The following is an 18,030-nucleotide window of genomic DNA, read 5'->3' on the forward strand; positions in this document are numbered from 1 at the left end:
TCACTTGACCTCTGCTTAGACGTACTTCAATATAGACGTATGTCGAACCAAAGCCTGCCGCTCGCGGCGACCAGCGGTGAATGTTGCTCACCGCTGATCCGGGAACCACTGTCCACCGATTGGGCCGGTGACCTGGCCCGCATGTTCAAAGCGCTGGGTGACCCGGTCCGGCTGCGGCTGTTGAGCTTGGTGGCCAGTCATGCCGGCGGCGAGGCCTGTGTCTGCGACATCTCCGACTCGTTCGACCTGTCTCAGCCCACGATTTCCCATCACCTCAAAGTGCTGCGAGAGGCGGGTCTGCTGGACTGTGAGCGCCGCGGAACCTGGGTGTATTACTGGGTCTTACCTGCTGCGCTGCAACAATTGTCGTCGGTCCTGTCGGCTGCGGATCCCACTGCCGACGATGCAGCGTTGGTGACCGCATGAGCACCTCGGCGAACACCTCCCAGCACCCGGCCGTGGTCGGCAAGCTCTCCACCCTCGACCGATTCCTGCCCGTCTGGATCGGCGTCGCCATGGTCGTCGGCCTCGTCCTGGGCCGCATGATTCCGGGCATGAACGACGCCCTGTCGTCGATTTCGATCGACGGGGTGTCACTGCCGATTGCCATCGGGCTGCTGATCATGATGTATCCGGTGCTGGCGAAGGTCCGCTACGACCGCCTCGACACCGTCACCGGCGACAAACGCCTCCTCGTCGGGTCGTTGGTCCTGAACTGGGTCCTCGGCCCGGCTCTGATGTTCGCTCTCGCGTGGCTTTTCCTTCCCGACCTGCCCGAGTACCGCACCGGATTGATCATCGTCGGCCTCGCTCGATGCATCGCGATGGTCATCATTTGGAACGACCTCGCCTGCGGAGACCGTGAAGCCGCTGCCGTCCTGGTCGCCATCAACTCGGTGTTCCAGGTCTTCATGTTCGCCGTACTCGGCTGGTTCTATCTCTCGGTTCTGCCCGGCTGGCTCGGTCTCGAGCAGACGACTATCGAAGCGTCGCCATGGCAGATCGCGAAATCGGTGCTGATCTTCCTAGGGATCCCTCTCATAGCAGGGTTCGCTTCGCGCTACTTCGGTGAACGCGCCAAAGGCCGTGAGTGGTACGAGGAAAAATTCATCCCGAAGATCGGGCCGTGGGCGCTCTACGGCCTGCTGTTCACGATCGTGATTCTCTTTGCGCTGCAGGGCGATCGAATCACCTCTCAACCCCTCGACGTGGTCCGCATCGCGCTCCCGCTGCTGGTCTACTTCGCAGTGATGTGGGGCGGCGGCTACGCCCTCGGTGCCGCAATGGGGCTGGGCTACGAACGCACCACCACCCTCGCATTCACCGCCGCGGGCAACAACTTCGAACTCGCCATCGCCGTTGCCATCGCCACCTACGGCGCGACATCCGGACAGGCCCTCGCCGGTGTCGTCGGCCCGCTCATCGAAGTACCAGTCCTCGTCGGCCTGGTCTACGTCTCGCTCGCTCTACGCAAACGCTTCACCCCTCGCCCGTCCGTGACGGCAGCGACAAAGGAGTCCTGATGTCCGACAGTGCAACCCATGACGACACCCGCGCACAACCCGAACTGCTCATGCCCCAAGCGGTCCTTTCCCGCACCGCGGAGAGGCTGTCGGAAAAGTACACCGGCATCTTCTCCCCACAGACGGTGGAGCGGTACGTCTTCGAGTCCTACACCGCGCTGCGGCGGACCTCGAAGATTCACACGCACCTGACGATGCTGGCCGGACGCTTCGCAGCGGACCGACTCACCGCCCTCGCTCAATCGCAAGGTGATGCGCCGAAGGAAGTACCCGAAGTGCTGTTCATCTGCGTCCACAACGCGGGCCGCTCGCAGATGGCCGCGGCGCTGCTCACCCACCGCGGTGCCGGCCGGGTCCATGTCCGTTCCGCCGGATCCGCACCGACGCACGAGATCAACCCCGTTGTCGTCGAGGCGATGACCGAGCTGGGTCTCGACCTCGGCGATGCCTACCCGAAACCACTGACCGACGATGTCGTCGCAGCCGCCGACGTGGTGGTATCGATGGGCTGCGGGGACGCCTGCGCGATCTACCCGGGCAAGCGCTACCTGGACTGGGAGCTCGACGACCCGGACGGAAAGTCCATCGAGGAGGTCCGCCGCATCCGCGACGACCTCGACGCCCGCGTCAGCACGCTTCTCACCGAACTGACCACGCCCGTTCCGGCCTGATGCAGCCATACGGCGACTCAACGTCACACCCATCGAAGGGGTCTTGATCTCATGTCCGACCTACCCAGCGTGTTGTTCGTCTGCGTCCACAACGCGGGCCGCTCGCAGATGGCCGCCGGATTCCTCACCCACCTCGGCGGCAACTCTGTCGAGGTCCGTTCTGCCGGCAGCGCGCCCGCGGAATCCATCAACTCTGCGGCCGTCGAGGCCATGGCCGAGCTCGGCATCGATATCTCGGCGCAGTCCCCGAAGATCCTCACCCCGGACGCCGTCGACACCTCCGACGTCGTCATCACCATGGGCTGCGGCGACGCCTGCCCGGTCTTTCCTGGTGTGAGCTACCGGGACTGGGCCCTGCCCGACCCGGCCGGCAAGGGCGTCGACGCAGTCCGTCCGATCCGCGACGAGATCAAGTCCCGCGTCGAAGATCTACTCACCGAACTGGTTCCCGCGCAGGCAGGGTCACGTCGATGAGCACACCGAGTGTGCTGTTCGTGTGTGTCAAGAACGGCGGCAAGTCGCAGATGGCCGCCGGACTCATGCGCAAGGCAGCCGGGACCACCGTCGAGGTGCATTCGGCCGGCACCAAACCCGGCAGCACAGTGAACGCGCTCTCGGCGCAGTCGCTGCTCGAGGTCGGTGTCGACCTCTCCGGTGAGCACCCGAAACCGATCGACCCGGACCTCTTGGCGCGGATGGACTACGTCATCACCCTCGGCAGCGAAGCAAAGCTCGACCCGGTCGACGGTCCGAGGTTCGAGAACTGGGACACCGACGAGCCGTCCGAACGCGGGATCGACGGCATCGAGCGGATGCGCCTGGTCCGCGACGACATTGCCGCCCGCGTCGACGATCTCGCCGCACGCCTGCAGCACTGACTCTCGTCCCAGACTGCACGCTTTCGCTCCACCGTCGTACGCCCACACGCCTCTGCTCAGAAGGAGCACCTGCCATGCCAGGACGCAAAGTCGTCGCCATCGGCGGCAGCGACGCCGGAATCAGCGCGGCCCTCCGCGCCCGCGAACTCGACCCCACCGCCGAGGTCACCGTCGTCGTCGCCGACGCCTACCCCAACTTCTCCATCTGCGGAATCCCCTACTACGTCTCCGGTGAGGTCACGCACTGGACGAATCTCGCCCACCGCACCGCCGACGACCTCGCCGCCACCGGAATGCGCGTGCTCACCGACACCCGCGCCACCGCCATCGACGTCCCCGGACAGTCGCTGGCCGTCACCGGCCCGGACGGGAGCACCTACTCGCTCGACTACGACGCCTTGGTCGTCGGGACCGGCGCAGTCAGCACCCGACCGCCCATCGCCGGCCTGACGGGGCCGGACGCACTGGGACCGACCGACGGCGTGCACCTGCTGCATTCGATGGGCGACACGTTCGAGGTCATGGACTCCATCACTACCCGCGACCCGAAAACCGCAGTCATCATCGGTGCCGGGTACATCGGCCTCGAGATGGCCGAAGGATTGACCACCCGCGGGATCGCCGTCACCCAGATCGAAGCCCTCCCCGAAGTCCTCCCGACCGTCGACCCCGGGCTTGGCTCACTCGTCCACGCCGAACTCGAACGCGGCGGCGTCGAGGTCGTCACCGGCACCACCGTGTCCTCGATCGGCCGAGACGGAGACGCGCTCACGGTCACCGCCGCAACATCGGCGGGCGAAACACTTACGCGAACGGTCGATCTGGTGCTCGTCGTGGTCGGGGTCCGCCCCGATGTCACCCTCGCAGCCGATGCCGGCGCGCAGCTCGGCGACAAGGGCGCGATCGTCGTCGACGCCGGCATGCGCACGTCCCTGCCGAACGTGTTCGCCGCCGGTGACTGCGTGGTCACCCACCACCGCCTGCTCGGGTCGACGTGGCTGCCGCTGGGCACCACCGCCCACAAGCAGGGTCGGGTTGCCGGGGAGAACGCTCTCGGCGGCGACGCCGTATTCGCGGGAAGCCTCGGCACCCAGGTGGTCAAAGTCTTCGATCTCGTCGCCGCCCGCACGGGACTTCGCGAGCACGAAGCTCGCGACGCCGGCACCGGCTGGATCCCGGTGTCGACCACCTCGACTCCGGACGATCACAAGGCGTACTACCCCGGTGCGACTCCGATCTCGATCCGTATCACCGGCGACACGGTCACCGGCCGACTGCTCGGGGCTCAGCTGGTGGGACGGCGGAGCGCGGAGATCTCCAAGCGCGTCGACACCTACGCCGCCGCACTGTTCCACGAGATGACCGTCGACGGCGTCAGCGAACTCGACCTGTCCTACACCCCGCCCCTCGGTTCCCCCTGGGACGCGGTGCAAATGGCAACCCAGGCCTGGGTGCGTGAGCATCAGCTCGATGCTCAGCGCCGAACCGTCACAGTGTGACCCCACCTGACATTGCTACACCGATGACCACCACCTCCAGCGACGTGGTGGTCATCGGCGGCGGCCAAGCGGCACTCGCTGCCGGGTACTACCTTCGCCGCGCGAAGATCGACTTCGTGATCCTCGACGACCAGCCCGGCCCGGGTGGGTCGTGGCAGCACTACTGGCCCTCGCTGCACCTGTTCTCCCCCGCCGAGTACTCCCGTCTACCGGGGTGGCCGATGCCGCCGTGGCCGGCAGGCTTTCCGCCCGCCTCGCACGTCGTGGACTACCTCACCGCATACGAGAACAAGTACGACCTGCCCGTGCACCGGCCCGTCCGAGTCGACTCGGTACACCGCCGCGACGGTAGTCGTGGATACCGACTCGACACCGACCGGGGATCGCTCGACGCCGCAGCGATCGTCAACACCACAGGGACGTGGTCCCGGCCCTTCTGGCCGGCGTATCCCGGCATGCGCGACTTCGACGGAATTCAGGTGCACGCCAGCACGTATCGTGATCCATCCGAGTTCGAGGGTCGCCGTGTCGCTGTGGTCGGTGGGGGTAATTCGGCCGCGCAGATCCTCGCCGAAATCTCGACCATCACCGACACCGTGTGGTTCACCGCCCGCGAGCCCCGGTTCCTCCCCGACGACGTCGACGGCCGAGTCCTGTTCGACGTCGCCAGCGATCGTGCTCGCGCACTGGCCGCCGGCGGCGACGATTCCGGTGGGGTCGCCGGATTGGGCGATATCGTCATGGTCCCGCCCGTGAAAGAAGCGCGTGATCGCGGCGTGTTGAAGAGTCGGCGCATGTTCACCGCGCTCGTCCCCGGCGGTGTCCTTGATGGTGACAACGTCGAGAAGATCGACGTCATCGTGTGGTGCACCGGCTTTCGGTCGGCGCTTCGCCATCTACAGCCCTTGCACCTGCCTTCGACGGCAGATGCACCGATTGCGTTGGACGGCAACCACGTTCGTGGGGAGCCGACCGTGGTATTCCTCGGCTACGGCGACTGGACCGGCCCAGCGTCCGCGACCTTGATCGGAGTGGGCCGCACCGCGCGGTCGGCCATCTCAGCCCTGGCAGCGGCACTGCCGTGACCGATGCCGGTGGCCGTCAGTGCGTATGTCGGCGTTCGAGCAGGACGGTGTCGCGCCAGCGTCCGTCGAGCTGGGCGATCCGCTCCCGGATCCCGACGGTCCGATATCCCGACGCATGATGCAGCGCAATACTGGCGCGGTTCTCGGGGAAGATCGAGGTCTGCAGCGTCCATAGCCCGGCAGCGTCGGCCTCGGTGACTTGCTTGTGCATCAACGACTTTCCGACACCGCGGCCACGGACACCGTCACCGACGTAGACGGAGTTCTCGGCGAGACCGCGGTAGCAGTCCCGACCAGAGACTGCGGTCAACGCTGCCCACCCGGCGACCTGGCCGGCGACCTCGGCAACCCACCGATGACCGGGAAGCCACTTGCCGTCCAGAACCGGGACGGTGGGGACCTCGGTTTCGAACGTTGCGTTTCCGGTGGCGATTCCTTCGGCGTAGATCCGGCGCACCGCCTCCCAGTCGGCGCCCGTCATCACCCGGACGGTGACGTCGCCGGGCAGATCCGCAGGGCAGCACGGGCGCGGGGTGAGCACTCCCATCACGGCGTCGGCGGCATGAGGAAGGCCGGTGCAGCACGTCGGGTTCACGGTCACGACAGTCGTCGTGCCTCGTTTGCCGAGGGTCACGAAGCCGACGTCGGCGAGCTTGCGGACGTGGTGCGAGACGGTGGGCTGCCCGATCTCGAGCGCGTCGGCGAGTTTGCCGACCGCGATGCCGGCACCCGATGCCGCGACCAGGTGCAGGATCCGCACCCGCATCGGCTCGGCCAGGCAGGCGAACCAATGGGCGTAGGTCGCCGCGTCGTCGGCGGCGAGCGGCGCGAGGTCGGCGGGCGAGTCGACGAGTGGCGCGATCGTGGTCATCACCGAAGTATATCGATGACCATCGATGGTTGCGAGTATCGATGGATATCGATACAGTCGCCTCATAAGCATTGATGATCGTCGATGAATGGGAGTGCACGATGTCCGAATACCCCGTCCTGGTGATCGGCGCCGGACCCATCGGCCTGGCCGCCGCCGCACATCTGACCGAAACCGGCTCTGTTGTCGTCGTTCTCGAACGCGGACCCGGTGCTGGTGCTGCTGTGTCGGAATGGAATCACGTACGCCTGTTCTCACCCTGGTCCGAGGTCGTCGACCCCGCCGCAGCACGGCTGCTGGCACCGACAGGGTGGACCGCGCCGGACGGTGACAGCTACGCCACCGGCCGCGAATGGGTCGAGAGTTACCTCGCGCCACTGGCCGCAGCACTCGGTGATGTGGTCCGGTTCGATTCCGAGGTCGTCGGTGTCGCACGGCGGGGACGGGACCGCGTCGTCGATGCCGGACGCGACACCGAACCCCTCTCGGTCCACATCCGACACAGCGACGGCAGCGAAGAACGCATCCTGGCCCGCGCCGTCGTCGACGCCTCCGGCACCTGGGGATCACCGAACCCACTGGGCAGCGAAGGACTCCCTGCGGTCGGCGAACGTACTGCGACCCAGCGGATCTCGTACCGGGTTCCCGACCTGGCCGACGAGGAGATCCGTTCCGACTACGCCGGCAAGCACATCGTCATCGCTGGCAGTGGCCACTCCGCGCTGACCGCGCTCATCACCTTCGCTGAGCTCGCAGCCCAGGCACCTGGCACGAGACTGACGTGGGCGGTGCGGCGCGGTATCACCGACGAGGTGTTCGGCGGAGGCGAATCCGACGAACTCGCCGCCCGCGGCGCTCTGGGCCTGCGCGCGAAGAAGGCCGTCGACGACGGCTACCTCACTGTCGTGTCCGGATTCCGCACCGAAACCGTTGCACCGCAAGGTGATCAGCTCACCCTCGTCGGCGACACCGGTGCCCGCATCGAGAACGTCGATCGCATCGTGGCACTGACCGGGTTCCGGCCCGACCTGTCATGGCTGTCCGAGGTTCGCCTCGATCTCGACCCCACCCTGCAGGCCCCGAGGTTCGTAGCGGAATTAGTCGATCCGAACATGCACTCGTGTGGATCGGTGTCACCGCACGGCGTCGTCGAACTCACCCAAGCCGAACCGGGTCTCTACCTGGTGGGGATGAAGAGCTACGGCCGCGCACCGACATTCCTCGCCATGACCGGCTACGAGCAGGTCCGCAGCATCGCCGCCGAACTCGCCGGCGATCACGAGGGTGCGCGGAAGGTCGAACTGACCCTGCCGGACACCGGTGTCTGCGGCGGAGCGGGACTGTTCGACGACCCGAACGCCGACGCAGCCGGCAGCGGCGGATGCTGCGGAGTACCTGCTGCCCCGGAGCTGATCAGCCTCAGCGCACCCTCGCGTGACTGAACAGGTCACCGACTCGGCGTCTCTGCAGGAAGCACCGCATCCTGGGCGACGCCGAGTCCTGTCGATCCTGTGTCTCACCGAAATCACCAGCTGGGGAATCCTGTACTACGCCTTCCCCGTTCTCTCCCCCGCGATCACCACGGACACCGGCTGGTCGACGTCGGTAATCGTGGCCGCGTTCTCACTGAGCCAGCTCGTCGCGGCTGTGGTCGGAATACCGGTGGGACGGATCCTGGACCGGCACGGGCCACGTTGGGTGATGACCGCCGGATCCGTTATCGCGGCCCCGGCGCTCATGGTCGTCGCCACCTCGCACAGCGTGGTCGTGTTCTACCTCGGCTGGATTGTTGCCGGGACGGCGATGGGTGCGGTGCTCTACCCGCCCGCCTTCGCCGCGCTGACGCGGTGGTGGGGCACAGACCGCATTCGGGCGCTGATGATTCTGACTCTCGCCGCCGGGCTGGCCAGCACCGTCTTCGCACCGCTCACCGCGCTGTTGTCGAACCAGAGTGATTGGCGTCGAACATATCTGGTCCTCGCCGCAATTCTGCTTGTTGTCACAGTGCCGGGTCATCTATTTGGTCTACGCGGACGCTGGCCGAGCGTCGCTGCCCCGCAACTCGACTCACCCGCTGTGATGGGCAGAGCCGATGTCGTGCGGAGCCGCCCGTTCCTGGCACTCACCGCGTCACTGAGTCTGGCGGCGTTCGTCGCGTTCGCCGGCGTGTTCAACCTCGTGCCGCTATTGCTCGAGCACGGCGCAGACCCGACCCTCGCCGCCACCGCGCTCGCACTCGGCGGGCTCGGTCAGGTCCTCGGGCGAGTCGGATACCTTCCGCTGCAACGCTTCACCAGGGTCCGCGGACGAACAGTGGGTATCATCGCGGCCACGGCGCTGACCACCCTCGCACTTGGCGTGGTCACCTCGTTGATCACATTGGTTGCCGTCGCGGTCGGCGCCGGACTCGCGCGCGGGATATTCACGCTCATTCAGGCCACTGCCATCACCGATCGCTGGGGCCCAACTCAGTACGGGCACCTCAACGGCATCATGTCCGCACCCATCGTCATCACGATGGCACTGGCACCCTGGGCCGGATCACTGCTCGCGGACTGGACCGGCAGCTACTCCGGTGCCTACATCACTCTCGGAATCCTCGCATCGATAGCCGCAGCACTGTCGACGGCGAGTGTGCCTACTGCAGCCAGGAAAACCACGGAACCCGCAGCATCATGATCGGATTCGGTCAAACGGTCATGCTCGAGCTGTAGCTACAAGCAAGCCAATCGCCGGTACCGGTCCGTGCCCAGGCGTACAGGGTTCCCTCGACGATGCTGTCCATGGCCAAGCCCTCGGCCCGGACTTTCAAAGGTGTGGTGTCGCGGAATCCTCCGCTTCCGGATCGTCCGATGGCGAGCGCGATATTGACGTTCACCGATTTGGGTGGGTCGACGATGCGGCGGGTGGGTGGCTCGAAGGTGGTGGGCCAGGCATCGAAGAGGCCGGCCTCGTTGTCGGTGGTCATTGCGCGACGGCGACGGGCCGGTGGACGGTGAGGTCGTCGGCGGGTGTGGGTGTCCAGCGCAGGCCTGTTTCGCCGAAGGTGGGGGCGGTGAGGGTGTAGCGGCCGGTGCGGTGTGGTGTTCCTCGGCCGTGGACGGTGGTTTCGAGGGTGATCGATTTGATGCGCCCTCGGCCCTGTTCGATGCCGCCGTAGCCGCAGATGGTGGAGGCGATCGTGAGATCGGTACCGGGCATGTGTCCATCCGTTAGGACCAGGATGCTGGCATGTCGACGATTCCTGGCGAGCAAAGCCCGTGCGCGCGTGGGCGGTACGTCTCGGCCGTGCACGGTGGTGACGACCAAATCTACGCCGTCGAGACAGATCGAGGCGGCGTCGAGCGGGTCCCCTGCCCCTGGATCAACGAGGTGGACTTTCGCGAGGTCGCCGCCGTGTTCGTGGACGGCGAGCAGGCTCAGGCGGGGTTGGCCGATGAGGGCGACGTGGTGGCCGGCGGCGGATGCTTCGGCGACGAGGGCGATGAGCATGGACCCGGCGCCGGTGACGGTGACGGCGGTTCCGCGGGCCAGGGCTCGGTGTGGGAGCAGCGCGGCGAGCGGTGGGGGCACGGGCATGGTGCGGAGGGTTTTGCCGCGTATAGCGGCGCTGAGCGGTTCAGGGTCGCAGCCCTGGCCCGCGAGGTCCGTACTGCCTGCGGTGGGTGCCGCTGGTTCGGGTGCGGTGATGGTGGGGAGGTCGGTGGGTGCGTGGTCGCGGCGGCCGCCGGGCACGGTGGCCATCCGGCGGCGTAGAACGTCGAGCTGGGTGGCCTTGTCGAGTCCGGTGAGGTCGGGGATGGCGTCGGCGGTGGCCATGTGGATCGACCTTTCGCCGTGCCGGTAGGAACTACCGCCAGAATAGTCGAACTAATGTTCGACTGTCGAAACGTGCTGGTCAGTTCGTTCGGCGGGGAACGGAGACGCCGTCGAGGTCATCCTTGGTGAAGGTCCAGGCGAGATGTCGGTACAGGCGTAGAGCGTGTTTGACCTGGTCGAGGGCGTGAGAGACGGCCGGGTGGTCTGGGTCGTGGCCTTCCGTTCGGATGGCTGCACGCTCGTCGTGGTCCATGTTTTATTGGACGCACGGGGTTGTGCGGCGGTTCCGGGCAACAGTCATTCACTCGAATGGCTGGACGGGGAGGTTCGGAGACGCGGCAGTGACCGCGTCGACGGGGTGCGTTTCGAATGAACCAGGGCCACGCATCTGTGATGCGTGGCCCCTGTTCGATGTTGGGTGACGGTGTTCGCCAGTGCGCCTCTCGGCAGGTGGCCGCTCGTAGCGGCTGATGGTTGGTACCCGGGGCATTGGGATCGAACGCCGTCGAGTCCTACAACGACAGTGCTGTCGGTGGTATTCCAGCCGATGCGGGAGGCAAAAAAAGGGGGGTCCCGGCCCCCGTGGTGGGACCGGGACCCCGGAGGGCCTGGTGCTCAGTGGGTGCACCAGAAGGACCCGACCGGGATGGCTGCTCCCGGCTGCCCGGCGCACCACCGGCAGGTGGTGTCGTGCTCGATCCGTCCGAGCACTCCCTCGGCCTCCTCGATGAGGATGGGTAGCTCTGCTGCGCTGGCGAGCGCGAGCGCTTCGGTGGCCCACCGGGCCGCGCGCGGATCTTCGGCGGGGAGCTGAGCGGCATTGCCGATGAGCTCGGTGATGATCTGGTGATCGTTGAGCAGGTTGTTGTTCATGACAGGGACACCTTCCAAAGGTTCGGATGAGACGTCCCCGATCGACATGACGAGGGTGGCCTGTCAACTCCGAAGAGGGAGCGTGCGACCGCGGGTTGACTGGTCGGGGTCCCCGGCATGTCAGACTCGGGCGACTCGTACGACCACATTGGTGACCCATATGGGGCGGCCCCGGAGGGGACGTGCGACCGCTTGCGGTCGGCTTTCGATGGTTCGCCGGTCCCCTACGCGGGCATTCGTCGTCGATGCCCGCGAATCCGTTGTCTCCGATGCTTGCCACTGCTGGGCCGCTCCCGTCCGGACCGGCCTGGGTGTGGGAATGGAAGTGGGACGCAACTGCGCGGGTTCACAGAAACTCGCGGACGATAGCGGCGCAACTCGCGCGTGGGTGGAGCATCAACCCCTGAGGGACAACCGCATTCGCAGACTGGCGACCATCAAACGCCTCCTGCGGCCGCCAGCACAGCCTCGCGTTGGATCCGGCAAAACCACTGCCGTCTACCGATCGGCTCCGGCCCACCCCTTCCCTCATACCCCCACGGGTACTTGCATACCCCCCTAGGTATGTGTCACAGTAGTGATGTACCCGCCAGAAAGGACCGCCATGTGCTACCCCGTCCCGTGCCCGGCATGCGGTAAGACCACCTGGGCTGGCTGCGGTCGACATGTCGACAGCGTCATGAAGAACGTTCCGCGGTCGCAGCAGTGCTCCTGCTCCATGGAGACACCCGCCCCAGCTACACGCGACAACTTCTTTCGTTCCCTGTTTCGTCGCTGACCCCCACCCCAACAGCACTCCACTGCATTTCGCAGGAATCTCTGGGCGTCTTCAACACTTCTGAATACCCCCACCCGTATTAGGAGAAGCAATTGTGACCAAGCCCGCTACCGCGGCGGCCACCGGCCGCCACGACCGCCATCGGCCACCGGCACCCGGCGCACTAGGCCGCCTGGGAAGCACGATGGTCGCCCGCCGCCGGTGGGTGTTCGGCATCTGGCTGATCGCCCTCGTTGCACTGGGATCGGCTGCACCATCGGTGTTCTCATCCTTGGCCGGGGCCGGCTGGCAGGCCAACGGTTCCGAATCCGTCCAGGTCCGCGAGCTCGCCCAGCAGCATTTCGGCGGCAATTCCTCTGCAGCAGTGCAGGTGGTCGTTCACTCCGACACCGCCACGATCGAAGACGCAGCGATGCAGCAGACACTCACCGACGTCGCGGCCGTATTCGACGGTGACACTCGCTTCGGTGAGGTCATCGCCCCCCAGCCGGGCATGACGATCAGTCCCGACGGTCACACCGGCATCTTGATCGCCGGCGCAAACGCGAGTACCGACGACATGGTCAAGGCCGTCGACGAGGTGAAGGGCGAGCTGACCGAACTCTCCGGCGACGGCATCGAGGTCTACCCGACCGGATCCTCCGCACTGTGGTCGGACTTCAACAAGGCCAACCACGACGCCATGATTCAGGCCGAATTGTTCTCCTGGCCGGTCACTTTGGCGATCATGGTGCTCGCGTTCGGCTCCCTCGTCGCCGCGGGATTGCCGCTGCTACTCACCGTTGCCGGCCTGGTCGCATCCGCAGGCGGACTCGTTCTGCTCAACGGCGTCACGCCGATCTCGGTGTGGGCGATGAACTTCGCGATGATGTTCGCCCTCGCCCTCGGAATCGACTACGCCCTGTTCATCGTCGCCAGGTTCCGCGACGCACTGCGCAACGCCGATCCACGTGCCGCGGTCGCCGAAACCATGGACACCGCAGGCAAAGCCGTGGTCCTGTCCGGTCTGACGGTCTTGGTGAGCCTCTCGGCCGTCCTGCTCGTTCCCGCACCGGCGGTGCGCACCATGGCCGTCGGCATCATGCTCGCCGTGACCTTCGTGCTGATCGCCACCATGACCCTGCTCCCCGCAACCCTGGGTGCACTCGGTTCCAAGGTCAACGCCGCCTCCCTGCCCTACGCCAAGCGCCAGCAGCACCGCTCCCCGAAATTCGCAGCCTGGGGCGAACTACTCCACAAGCACCCCTGGCCGTTCGCACTGGTCTCCGTCGGCATCCTCATTGCGCTGGCCCTTCCGGTCCTCGGACTGAAAGTCGCAATGCCCTCGATCACCGTCGTCCCAGAAGACGCACCGGTTCGCCAAGGCTACGAGCTCGTCCAAGCCCAGTTCGGCGACGGCGCACCCGGCGCACTGCAGATCGTCGTCCCCTCTTCCGACGCCGCCGCGACCGCCACCGCAGCCAGCAGCGTCGACGGGATCTCGATGGTGACTCCGCCCCAGCCTGCCGCGGACGGCTCGAACTACTCACTGCTACAAGCGCTTCCCGCCGTGGACCCCTCCGACGAGAGTATGGGCACCATCCTCGGTGACCTGCGCGCGCAGCTCCCGGAGTCGGCATTGGTCGGCGGGGCACCGGCGGAGAACCTCGATCTGCAGCAAGCCCTCAACGACTACCTGCCGCTGGTGATCGGGATCATCCTCGCGCTCGGTTTCATCCTGCTGCTCGTTGCACTGCAGGCACCGCTGATCGCGATCCTCGGCACCGCCGTCAGTCTGCTCTCGACCGCAGCCGCATTCGGAGTAGCGAAGCTGATCTTCCAAGACGGACACGGTGCATCACTGCTCGGCTTCACCCCACAGGGGTTCCTCGACGGCTGGGGACCGGTGTTCTTCTTCGCGATGATCTTCGCCATCGCCATGGACTACACCGTGTTCCTGCTCGCCACCGCCAAAGAGCACTACGAGAAGACCGGCGACCCGAAAGCCGCCCAGGTCGACGGCCTCGCCCACTCCGGCCGCGTCATCTTCGCTGCCGCCGCGGTCATGGTCGCCGTGTTCTTCACCTTCGCACTCTCCGATCCGCTCCCACCGAAAGAAATGGGCATCATTCTCGGCGTCGCGGTACTGCTCGACGCCTTCCTGATCAGGCTCATCCTGCTGCCGGTCCTGCTGCGTTTGAGCGGACACGCCGCATGGTGGTCACCGGCCTGGCTGCGCAAGGTGTTGCCCTCGATCAGCTTCTCGCACTGACACTCTCACCGCACCGAACGGAGCACTGATGACCGATCCGAACACCACCCGCTCGTCCGCGTTCGCGGGATGGCCGATCGAACGTATCGTCCCCGCCCTCGCCGCCGGCGTCACCGCCACCGGCCTGGCCCTCGGCGAACTCCACGCACCGCAGTGGCGACTGCTCAGCGCGTTCGCTGCCGCGAACCTCGCCCTCTACGCAGCGGTCGGCTGGTGCCCGGCCAGCGCACTGCTCACCAGGGTGGGCGTGCCGAGTATTCGCCAGCCCCGAATCGGGTAGGCCCAGATCACCGCAGTTCGACGACCGAAAGGAACTTCCCTTATGAACATCGCACTCTCGACCACTCTGACCGACACCGACTTCGACACCGCAGTCGACGCCGTCAAAGCCTCCCTCGCAGATCAGGGCTTCGGTGTTCTCACCGAAATCGACATGCAGGCCACGTTGAAGGCCAAGCTCGGCGAGGACATGGAGCAGTATCTGATCCTCGGTGCCTGCAATCCCACCCTCGCGCACCGCGCCGTCGGGGTCATGCGCCAGATCGGCTTGCTGTTGCCGTGCAATGTCGTCGTCCGCGCCGACACCTCCGCTTCCGGATCGGTCATTGTCGAAGCGATGAACCCCGACATCATGGTCCAAGCGACCGGCGAGCCAGCACTGTCCGACGTCGCGGCCGAGGCCACCACCAAGCTCCAGGCCGCCATCGACGCACTCGGTGGCCAGGACGCAGCCCACAGCTGATGACCCTGACGCTGGCACTGGTCCTCGGCGTCGCCGTCGGCATCCTGCTCGGTCTCCTCGGAGGCGGCGGGTCGATCCTCGCCGTCCCGGTTCTCGTCTACGCCCTGGGAATGGACCTGTCGGAGGCGATACCGACATCGTTGCTGGTGATCGGTGTCGCCTCGGCGACCGGGGCCATCCCCAAGGTGCGGGCGAAGCTCGTCGAATGGCGACTGGCGGCGATCTTCGCGGCCACCGGTATCGTCGGCACGCTGGTCGGCAGCGTCCTGGGCAGGCATCTGCCCGAGGCCGCAGTGATGATCGGCTTCGCGATCGTCATGATCATCGCCGGGGCGCGGATGCTGCGCAGCACCGACGATGTCGGAACCGCTTGCAAGACAGGAAGTTCCGGGATCGATTGGCGGCGATGCGCACCACGGTCCATACCGACCGGGTTCGGGGTCGGTGTCCTCACCGGACTGTTCGGCGTCGGCGGAGGATTTCTGATCATCCCCGCTCTGGTGCTGTTGCTGGGAATCGAGATGAGTGTCGCTGTCGGAACGTCGCTGGTGGTCATCGTCGCCAACTCCGCCGCCGGACTGATCGCTCAGGCCGACGGGCTCGGCGGGAACTGGCCACTGAAAGCGGCGTTCGCCGGTGCTGCAATCGCAGGCTCGCTGGTCGCCGGAAAACTGAGCACACGCATCGACACCGACAAGCTGCGCACGTGGTTCGCCTACCTGGTGTTCGCCGTCGCGGGCTATGTACTTGTCGACACCCTCGTTCTTTCATGACCGACTGCACACACCGAACCGATGCCCCCGGGGGTAATCTGGAACGACTACCACCATCACACACCCTCAGGAGACCGCAATGATCGGCGACGAAGACAGCATCGCATTGGTACTCAACCGTCTGCGCCGCGCACACGGCCAACTCGCCGGAGTGATCGGCATGATCGAGAACGGACGCGACTGCAAAGACGTCGTCACCTAACTCGCCGCCGTCTCCCGCGCCCTCGACAAAGCCGGATTCAAGATCGTCGCCACCGGCCTCCGCGAATGCATGACCGGCGACACCGCAGACAACAAAGAACCCATGACCGAAGCAGAACTGGAAAAACTCTTCCTCGCACTGGCCTGAACGAGGACGTTTCACGTCAGAAACGAGGCCGACCCGACAACACCGTAGGAGTACCCCATGAGCACCACCGATCCAGACATCGCCATCATCGAAACCTCGAGCCTGGGCGACCGCAGTTACCTGGTCAGCCACGACGGCATCGCCGTTGTGATCGATCCCCAACGTGACATCGACCGCGTCCTGGCATTGGCAGCGGAGAAGAACGCCACCATCACCCACGTACTCGAAACCCACATCCACAACGACTACGTCACCGGCGGCCTCGAACTCGCACGCGCCACCGGAGCCGAATACGTTGTGCCCGAGGGTGACCCGGTCGAATACGAGCGACGGGCAGTGGGGGACGGCGATGTCGTCGACGCGGGATCGGCGACATTTCAGGTCATGCACACCCCGGGCCATACACATCATCACGTCAGCTACGTACTGCAACTCGGAGACGAACCGATCGCGATCTTCACCGGCGGCTCGATGCTCTACGGATCCACCGGCCGCACCGACCTACTCGGCTCCGAACACACCGACGAGCTCACCCATGCCCAGTTCCACTCGGTCCGTCGAATCGCCGCCGAACTCCCCGCCGACGTCGAGGTCTACCCCACCCACGGATTCGGTAGCTTCTGCTCCGCGACCCCCACCAGCGGCGACTCGTCGACCATCGGTGAACAGCAACAGTCCAATCCCGCGCTGACCCAGGACGAACAAACCTACGTCGACGAGTTGATCGCAGGACTGTCGGCCTACCCCGCGTACTACGCCCACATGGGCGTCATCAACACCGAAGGCCCCGCACCGATCGACCTGTCCACCCCAGAACCCGTCGACCCCGACGAACTACGCCGCCGCATCGACGACGGACAATGGGTCGTCGACCTCCGCGCACGCACCGCCTTCGCTGCCGGACATCTCGACGGCTCCCTCGGCTTCGAGCTGTCGACGACATTCGTCACCTACCTCGGATGGCTCTACCAGTGGGGTGCGCCGCTGACCTTGATCGGCGACACATCCGATCAAATCGACGATGCCACACGAGAGTTGGCACGTATCGGCATCGACCACCCCTCCGGCTCCGCTGTCGGAGAGATTCATTCGCTCGCCAGCGACGGGCGCGTACGGTCCTACGAAGTGTCCGACTTCGCCGGACTCGCCGCAGAGGACTCGGACATTGCAGTGCTCGACACCCGTCAACAGTCCGAATACGCGGACGGCCACATCCCCGGTGCGATCAACATTCCCCTCCACGAACTGCCGCACCGACTCGCAGAAGTTCCCGACGGCAAAGTGTGGGTGCACTGCGCCTCCGGCTATCGCGCCTCGATCGCGGCCTCACTACTCGACCGGGAACATCGCAGCGTGGTGCTCATCGACGACGACTACAACCGCGCAACAGATCTCGGACTCGACACCTCGAAGACATGACGAAATGCTTCGACGACCGAACGCGACGAGACAGGCGTACCCCCAGGGGGTATATGTTGGTATCATCGGCCGCATGCACTCAGTGAATCGGCACGGTCGACGGGGCACAGCTCCGACGGCAGCTTTACTGATTGCACTGACGGTGTTCGGTGTCCTGTTGATGCATTCGGTGACACCGATGTCGATGCCCGTGACCGGCTCGATGTCCACATCGATGAGCGGCGGCCATGCCTCGTTCGCAGCACCGTCCCACACGGACGCCACGGTTCCGGTGATGACCGGGGAACATGACTGCCCGTCGGGGCACCAGATGATGCATCCCTGCGTCGGCACGACGGTGTCGTGGCCCGCGCTGACGGTCCCGGCGATGAGCGCAGCCCTCGACCTGGCGCCGACATCGGTGAACCGGATCATTGGACGGGCCGACTCCACGCTTGAGCGTGCGCCGCCGTGGACGTTATGGGAGTTGGACAGATCGGTGACCTTGCGAGTGTGACAG

General features: G+C 65.8%; 20 protein-coding genes and 1 pseudogene. 16 read left to right on the plus strand and 5 right to left on the minus strand.

The genetic code is table 11. The features are described from left to right. Nucleotides 1–39 precede the first annotated feature (39 nt). The 7 genes from AB0366_RS24600 to AB0366_RS24630 all read left to right on the plus strand — a co-directional run bounded on the left by AB0366_RS24600 (nt 40) and on the right by AB0366_RS24630 (nt 5,656). Complete coding sequence (locus AB0366_RS24600; RefSeq protein ID WP_094661944.1) at nt 40–426, plus strand: metalloregulator ArsR/SmtB family transcription factor; 387 nt, start codon at nt 40–42, stop codon at nt 424–426. Next, on the plus strand, nt 423–1,523 hold the full coding sequence (gene arsB, locus AB0366_RS24605; RefSeq protein WP_094661942.1) for an ACR3 family arsenite efflux transporter: 1,101 nt from the start codon (nt 423–425) through the stop codon (nt 1,521–1,523). Before AB0366_RS24600 ends, arsB begins: the two co-directional genes overlap by 4 nt. After that, complete coding sequence (locus AB0366_RS24610) at nt 1,523–2,194, plus strand: arsenate reductase ArsC (RefSeq protein WP_094661940.1); 672 nt, start codon at nt 1,523–1,525, stop codon at nt 2,192–2,194. The genes arsB and AB0366_RS24610 overlap by 1 nt, the downstream gene beginning before the upstream one ends. A gap of 51 nt (nt 2,195–2,245) precedes the next feature. Continuing rightward, nucleotides 2,246–2,668 (plus strand): arsenate reductase ArsC, encoded by a 423-nt coding sequence (locus tag AB0366_RS24615; RefSeq protein WP_094661938.1) that lies wholly within the window; start codon nt 2,246–2,248, stop codon nt 2,666–2,668. After that, a complete protein-coding gene (locus AB0366_RS24620; RefSeq protein WP_094661936.1) occupies nt 2,665–3,072 on the plus strand; it encodes a low molecular weight phosphatase family protein in 408 nt (135 codons plus the stop codon). Before AB0366_RS24615 ends, AB0366_RS24620 begins: the two co-directional genes overlap by 4 nt. A gap of 74 nt (nt 3,073–3,146) precedes the next feature. Continuing rightward, nucleotides 3,147–4,571 (plus strand): FAD-dependent oxidoreductase, encoded by a 1,425-nt coding sequence (locus AB0366_RS24625; protein ID WP_094661934.1) that lies wholly within the window; start codon nt 3,147–3,149, stop codon nt 4,569–4,571. A gap of 23 nt (nt 4,572–4,594) precedes the next feature. Next, nucleotides 4,595–5,656 carry an ArsO family NAD(P)H-dependent flavin-containing monooxygenase gene (locus tag AB0366_RS24630; RefSeq protein ID WP_230074507.1) on the plus strand — a complete coding sequence of 354 codons (1,062 nt, stop codon included), beginning with the start codon at nt 4,595–4,597 and terminating at the stop codon, nt 5,654–5,656. 16 nt (nt 5,657–5,672) lie between these two features. On the opposite strand, the gene AB0366_RS24635 is transcribed toward AB0366_RS24630, so the two are convergent. Next, entirely contained in the window at nt 5,673–6,527 is an 855-nt protein-coding gene (locus AB0366_RS24635) for a metalloregulator ArsR/SmtB family transcription factor (protein WP_230074506.1), read from the minus strand. A 101-nt stretch (nt 6,528–6,628) separates the two neighbouring features. Between AB0366_RS24635 and AB0366_RS24640 the strand changes: the two genes are divergently transcribed. Together AB0366_RS24640 and AB0366_RS24645 are read left to right on the plus strand one after the other, a co-directional pair. Beyond that, nucleotides 6,629–7,969: an NAD(P)-binding domain-containing protein gene (locus AB0366_RS24640; RefSeq protein WP_366246338.1), complete on the plus strand. Its 1,341-nt coding sequence runs from the start codon at nt 6,629–6,631 to the stop codon at nt 7,967–7,969. Then, on the plus strand, nt 7,962–9,206 hold the full coding sequence (locus AB0366_RS24645; RefSeq protein WP_230074504.1) for an MFS transporter: 1,245 nt from the start codon (nt 7,962–7,964) through the stop codon (nt 9,204–9,206). Before AB0366_RS24640 ends, AB0366_RS24645 begins: the two co-directional genes overlap by 8 nt. Before the next feature lie 10 nt (nt 9,207–9,216). Here AB0366_RS24645 and AB0366_RS24650 read toward each other — a convergent pair whose 3' ends face one another. The 4 genes from AB0366_RS24650 to AB0366_RS24665 form a co-directional block, all read right to left on the minus strand. Beyond that, nucleotides 9,217–9,495 carry a hypothetical protein gene (locus AB0366_RS24650; RefSeq protein WP_366246339.1) on the minus strand — a complete coding sequence of 93 codons (279 nt, stop codon included), beginning with the start codon at nt 9,493–9,495 and terminating at the stop codon, nt 9,217–9,219. Next, nucleotides 9,492–10,346 (minus strand): hypothetical protein, encoded by an 855-nt coding sequence (locus AB0366_RS24655; protein ID WP_366246340.1) that lies wholly within the window; start codon nt 10,344–10,346, stop codon nt 9,492–9,494. The genes AB0366_RS24650 and AB0366_RS24655 overlap by 4 nt, the downstream gene beginning before the upstream one ends. 79 nt (nt 10,347–10,425) lie before the next feature. Then, entirely contained in the window at nt 10,426–10,599 is a 174-nt protein-coding gene (locus AB0366_RS24660; protein WP_366246341.1) for a hypothetical protein, read from the minus strand. 362 nt (nt 10,600–10,961) lie between these two features. Continuing rightward, nucleotides 10,962–11,219 carry a hypothetical protein gene (locus tag AB0366_RS24665; protein WP_048320462.1) on the minus strand — a complete coding sequence of 86 codons (258 nt, stop codon included), beginning with the start codon at nt 11,217–11,219 and terminating at the stop codon, nt 10,962–10,964. Nucleotides 11,220–12,181: 962 nt separating this feature from the next. Between AB0366_RS24665 and AB0366_RS24670 the strand changes: the two genes are divergently transcribed. From AB0366_RS24670 to AB0366_RS24700, 7 genes and pseudogenes are all read left to right on the plus strand, one after another. Beyond that, nucleotides 12,182–14,248, plus strand: a complete 2,067-nt coding sequence (locus tag AB0366_RS24670; protein ID WP_366246347.1) for an MMPL family transporter — start codon at nt 12,182–12,184, stop codon at nt 14,246–14,248. A gap of 28 nt (nt 14,249–14,276) precedes the next feature. Then, entirely contained in the window at nt 14,277–14,528 is a 252-nt protein-coding gene (locus AB0366_RS24675; RefSeq protein ID WP_032382543.1) for a YgaP-like transmembrane domain, read from the plus strand. 42 nt (nt 14,529–14,570) lie between these two features. After that, nucleotides 14,571–14,990 carry a DUF302 domain-containing protein gene (locus AB0366_RS24680; RefSeq protein WP_366246343.1) on the plus strand — a complete coding sequence of 140 codons (420 nt, stop codon included), beginning with the start codon at nt 14,571–14,573 and terminating at the stop codon, nt 14,988–14,990. Further along, nucleotides 14,990–15,763, plus strand: a complete 774-nt coding sequence (locus tag AB0366_RS24685; protein WP_047269964.1) for a sulfite exporter TauE/SafE family protein — start codon at nt 14,990–14,992, stop codon at nt 15,761–15,763. Before AB0366_RS24680 ends, AB0366_RS24685 begins: the two co-directional genes overlap by 1 nt. 79 nt (nt 15,764–15,842) lie before the next feature. Next, nucleotides 15,843–16,112: pseudogene (locus tag AB0366_RS24690) on the plus strand (metal-sensitive transcriptional regulator). Between the two features lie 57 nt (nt 16,113–16,169). Beyond that, nucleotides 16,170–17,531 carry an MBL fold metallo-hydrolase gene (locus AB0366_RS24695; protein ID WP_366246345.1) on the plus strand — a complete coding sequence of 454 codons (1,362 nt, stop codon included), beginning with the start codon at nt 16,170–16,172 and terminating at the stop codon, nt 17,529–17,531. A 73-nt stretch (nt 17,532–17,604) separates the two neighbouring features. Further along, nucleotides 17,605–18,027 carry a DUF6153 family protein gene (locus tag AB0366_RS24700; protein ID WP_027494146.1) on the plus strand — a complete coding sequence of 141 codons (423 nt, stop codon included), beginning with the start codon at nt 17,605–17,607 and terminating at the stop codon, nt 18,025–18,027. The last annotated feature ends 3 nt before the right edge of the window (nt 18,028–18,030 follow it).

Origin of the sequence: Rhodococcus sp. NPDC076796 (genome assembly GCF_040702765.1) — a bacterium.
GTDB lineage: Bacteria > Actinomycetota > Actinomycetes > Mycobacteriales > Mycobacteriaceae > Rhodococcoides.